The sequence below is a fragment of the uncultured Limnohabitans sp. genome, from assembly GCF_937889215.1.
In the GTDB taxonomy this organism is placed as follows: Bacteria; Pseudomonadota; Gammaproteobacteria; order Burkholderiales; family Burkholderiaceae_C; genus Limnohabitans_A.
Window position 1 is genome coordinate 1 of sequence record NZ_CALBEX010000566.1, and the last position, 4,129, is coordinate 4,129.

3 protein-coding genes are annotated in these 4,129 nt (G+C 58.2%); all 3 read right to left on the reverse strand.

Features of this window, described 5'->3' with window-relative positions; genetic code table 11:
* Positions 1 to 131 precede the first annotated feature (131 nt).
* Genes Q0341_RS14175 through Q0341_RS14185 form a run of 3 tightly spaced genes read right to left on the reverse strand, consistent with a single transcriptional unit; the run spans position 132 to position 4,090 of the window.
* A complete protein-coding gene (locus tag Q0341_RS14175) occupies positions 132 to 1,187 on the reverse strand; it encodes an ABC transporter permease (protein WP_299514613.1) in 1,056 nt (351 codons plus the stop codon).
* Positions 1,184 to 2,221: an ABC transporter permease subunit gene (locus tag Q0341_RS14180; protein ID WP_299514616.1), complete on the reverse strand. Its 1,038-nt coding sequence runs from the start codon at positions 2,219 to 2,221 to the stop codon at positions 1,184 to 1,186. Before Q0341_RS14180 ends, Q0341_RS14175 begins: the two co-directional genes overlap by 4 nt.
* Positions 2,222 to 2,224: 3 nt before the next feature.
* Positions 2,225 to 4,090: an extracellular solute-binding protein gene (locus Q0341_RS14185; protein ID WP_299514618.1), complete on the reverse strand. Its 1,866-nt coding sequence runs from the start codon at positions 4,088 to 4,090 to the stop codon at positions 2,225 to 2,227.
* Positions 4,091 to 4,129 lie beyond the last annotated feature (39 nt).

Here is a 4,129-nt window from a genome sequence, read left to right on the forward strand (position 1 = left end):
TTCCATCTTCATGGCTTCGATCACGGCCACGCGTTCACCCGCTTGGATGCTCAGGTTCACGCCGTGCACAACGGCTTGCCCTCCAAAGGCAATGCGCAGATCTTTGAGCTCCAGCAAAGCTTGTGACGTGCTCATGCGTCCACCTTTCGGGGATCCAGCGCGTCGCGCAAGGCGTCGCCCATGAAGGTCAACAGCAGCAAGGTGACCACCAAAACCACAAAAGTGGACATCGAGATCCACCATGCGTCGATGTTGTTTTTGCCCTGGGCCAGCAGCTCGCCCAAAGACGGTGTGCCCGGCGGCACGCCCAGACCCAGAAAGTCCAAAGAGGTCAGGGCCAAAATCGCCCCGCTCATGCGAAATGGCAAGAAAGTCACCACGGGGGTCATGCTGTTGGGCAGCACATGCCGCCACATGATCTGCCAATGGCCTAGGCCCAGCGCCCGCGCCGACTTGACGTAGTCCAGCTGGCGGTTTCGCAAAAACTCGGCCCGCACATAGTCAGACAAACCCATCCAGCCAAACAGACTGAGCAGCAACAGCAGCAAGCCCACACTGGGCTCGAACACGGCTGAGAAAATGATCAGCAAATACAGCTCAGGCATGGCGCTCCAGACTTCAATGAAACGCTGGAACACCAAATCCGTCTTGCCCACAAAAAAGCCCTGCACCGCACCCGTCAGCACACCCAGGAACACGCCAAACAGGGTCAGAGCCAAAGCAAACAAGACCGAAACCCGAAAGCCGTAAATCAACCGCGCCAGCACATCACGCCCCCGGTCATCCGTGCCCAACCAGTTGCGGGCAGTGGGCGGCGCCGGGTTGGGCAAGGGGGCAAAGTAGTCAAGCGTGCTGTGGTGGTAAGGATTGGGCGCTTGCAATGCCCAATTGCCACCCTTGTGCAGCTGCTGCCGGATGAAAGGGTCCAGGTAATCGGCTGGCGTCTCGAAATCGCCACCGAAGATTTTTTCGGGCAAGTTTTGCACCACCGGGAAATACCACTGCCCCTCAAAACGCACCACCAGGGGCTTGTCGTTGGACAAAAACTCGGCCCCCAGGCTGAGCACAAACAGCGTCACGAACAGCACCAGGCTGCCAAAGCCCAAGCGGTTGCGCCTGAAACGCTGCCAGGCCCGGGCCGAGGGCGACATCTGCTGCGGGAATGCAGTGGTGTTGGCTGCGGTCATTTGTCGAACTTCACACGCGGGTCCACCCACAGATAACACAGGTCGCTGATCAGCTTGGTGACCAGCCCGATCAGGGTGAACAAATACAAGGTGCCCAAGACCACCGGGTAATCCCGCCGGATCACCGCCTCATAACTGAGCAAGCCCAGCCCATCAAGGGAGAACAAGGTTTCGATCAGCAGCGAGCCTGTGAAAAAAGCGCCGATGAACGCCGCAGGAAAACCCGTGACCAACGGGATCAGGGCGTTTCGCATGACATGGCGGTACAGCACCCGGTTTTCGCTCAGGCCTTTGGCGCGGGCCGTCAGCACATATTGCTTGCGGATTTCTTCCAAAAATGCGTTCTTGGTCAGCATGGTGATGACTGCAAACGAGCCCAGCACGCTGGCTGTGATGGGCAAAACCATGTGCCACAAATAATCGACCACTTTGCCCCCCCAGCTCAGCTGCTCCCAGTAGGACGAGGTCAGGCCGCGCAGCGGAAACCATTGCAACTGGCCACCAAAAATCACCAGCAAAGCCACGCCCAGTACAAAGCCTGGAATGGCATAGCCCACCAGCACCAGCAAACTGGTGAGTGTGTCAAAACGCGTGCCAGCCCGCACCGCTTTGGCAATGCCCAGCGGCACAGACACCATGTAGCTCAGAAAAAACGTCCACAAGCCCAGGCTGATGGACACAGGCAACTTTTCCTTGATGAGGCTCCAGACGTCTTTGGGGTAAAAAAAACTTTTGCCCAAGTCGAACCCTGCGAACTGCTGGAGCATCATCCAAAAGCGCTCGGTGGGTGGCTTGTCAAAGCCATAAAGCGTTTTGATTTCTTCGATGCGGGCGGCATCCACCCCCTGCCGGCCCCGATAACCGCTGCCCGCAGCAGTTGCGCCCTCCCCGCCCGTGTCACGGCCTTGCAGCTGAGCCACCATTTGTTCGACCGGGCCGCCGGGGACAAACTGGATCACCACAAAAGTCATCAACAAAACCCCGAACAAGGTCGGGATCATCAAGAGCAAGCGTTTGAATATGTAGGCCAACATGGTTCAGGGGACCTTGGCTGGGGATGGGGTGGCTGTGGGCGACCACCACACGGTGGTGACCAGTTTTTCGGGTTGGTAAAAACGGGGCAAATCGGCCGGGCGCGCAAACGCCTTGGCACGCCAGGACACCCGGTGCACTGCGCCATACCAGTGCGGCACCACGTAATGGCCATGCCGCAGCACCCGGTCCAGCGCCCGCAGGCTGGTTACCAGTTCCGGTCTTGACGTGGCGCTCACCACCTTGTCCAGCAGGGCGTCCACGGCAGGGTCTTTCAGGCCGTTCACATTGCCAGAACCCTCCACATCAGCCGATCTGCTGCCGTAGCGCTCGAGCAACTCGGTGCCGGGCGCTTCGCTGCCGACAGTGCGGTTGCTGATGATGTCAAAGTCGAACACGTCCATGCGTTTTTGCAGCAGCGCAAAGTCGATTACTTTGTAGCGAACCTGAATGCCCAGTTTTTCCAGGTTCTTGGCAAAGGGTGTGACCACGCGGCCCATCGAGCCCGAACTGTCCAGAAATTCGATGCTGAGGGCTTGCCCTTTGGCGTTGCGCAAAGCGCCATCGCGGTAGGTCCATCCCGCGTCTTTCAGCAAATCACGCGCTTGACGCAAATGGTCGCGCAAGGTGTGGCCCGAGGCGGGGTCGAGCGCGGTTTGGGGTGGTTGCGGCACGGCTTGATCGAACACAGCGGCTGGCAACTTGGCCCGTAAAGGCGCGAGCAAAGCCAACTCGTCGGAACCGGGCAAGCCTTTGGCTTCAAAGTCACTGGCTACAAAATAGCCGCGTACCCGGCTGTAGGCGTTGTAGAAAAGCTGGCGGTTCAGCCATTCAAAATCCATGGCCAGAGCAATGGCTTGGCGCACTCGAACGTCCTGGAACTTGTCCCGCCTCAGGTTGAACAAAAAGCCCTGGAAGTCGCCCGCGTTGCCATGCGGCAACTCGGCCTTGATGAGCTCGCCACGCTCAAACGCACGGCCAGTGAAGGCCCTGGCCCACTCACGCGAAATGAAAGACTGCATGTAGTCGAACTCGCCGGCCTTGAAGGCTTCGAGCTGGGCCGTGGGGTCTTTGTAGATTTTGTAGGTGATGCGGTCAAAATTGAATTGCCCTTGACGCACATTCAGCGCACGGGCCCAATAGTCAGGATCGCGTTCGTAGCTGATGTCCTTGCCAAACTGCACACGGCCAATGCGATAAGGACCGGACGCAATGGGTATGTCCATCACCATTTGGTCCAAAGGCTTGTGCGTATCGCCTTCCAGCCCCCATTTGTGGCTGAACACGGGCAAACTGCCCACGATCAGGGGCAACTCGGTATTGGGCCGGACGAAATCAAAACGGATGCGGCGTTCATCCAAGACCGTGGCGGTTTTGACCTCGCCAAAATAAGTGCGGTACTGGGGCGCAGCTTGCTGGCTGGTCAGGCGGTCAAAAGAATAGCGAACGTCTTTGGCCAACACAGGATCACCATTGTGAAACCGGGCTTGCGGGTGGATCTGGAAAGTGACCGACATGCGGTCGCTGGCCACCGCCACATCCGAAGCCAGCAAGCCATAGGCTGTGGTCGGCTCGTCCATGTTGCCCACCAGCAAGGTGTCAAACATCATGCCCAACATGGCCGGTGGAGCGCTGCCCTTCAAAGTGAAGGGGTTGTATTTGTCGAAATTGGACTGGCGCGTGGGCGGCACCAACACGATCTCACCCCCTTTGGGTGCGGCTGGGTTCACATAAGAGAAATGGGCAAACCCGGCCGGGTAGCGTACGTCACCAAACTGCGAATAAGCATGAACTGCCCAAGCGGTGCCCGTTGCACTGAGCCCCAAGGCCAGCAAACAGTGTGTCCGGAAATGGGCCAAGGGTCTACGCATGCGACAATTCTGCACACATTTTCAAGGAGTTGAAGACAT

What these genes read in the sequence shown, in the direction of transcription:
- Q0341_RS14175 (WP_299514613.1), bottom strand. Translation starts at nt 1,187, where the DNA reads ATGACCGCAGCCAACACCACTGCATTCCCGCAGCAGATGTCGCCCTCG.
- Q0341_RS14185 (WP_299514618.1), bottom strand. Translation starts at nt 4,090, where the DNA reads ATGCGTAGACCCTTGGCCCATTTCCGGACACACTGTTTGCTGGCCTTG.
- Q0341_RS14180 (WP_299514616.1), bottom strand. Translation starts at nt 2,221, where the DNA reads ATGTTGGCCTACATATTCAAACGCTTGCTCTTGATGATCCCGACCTTG.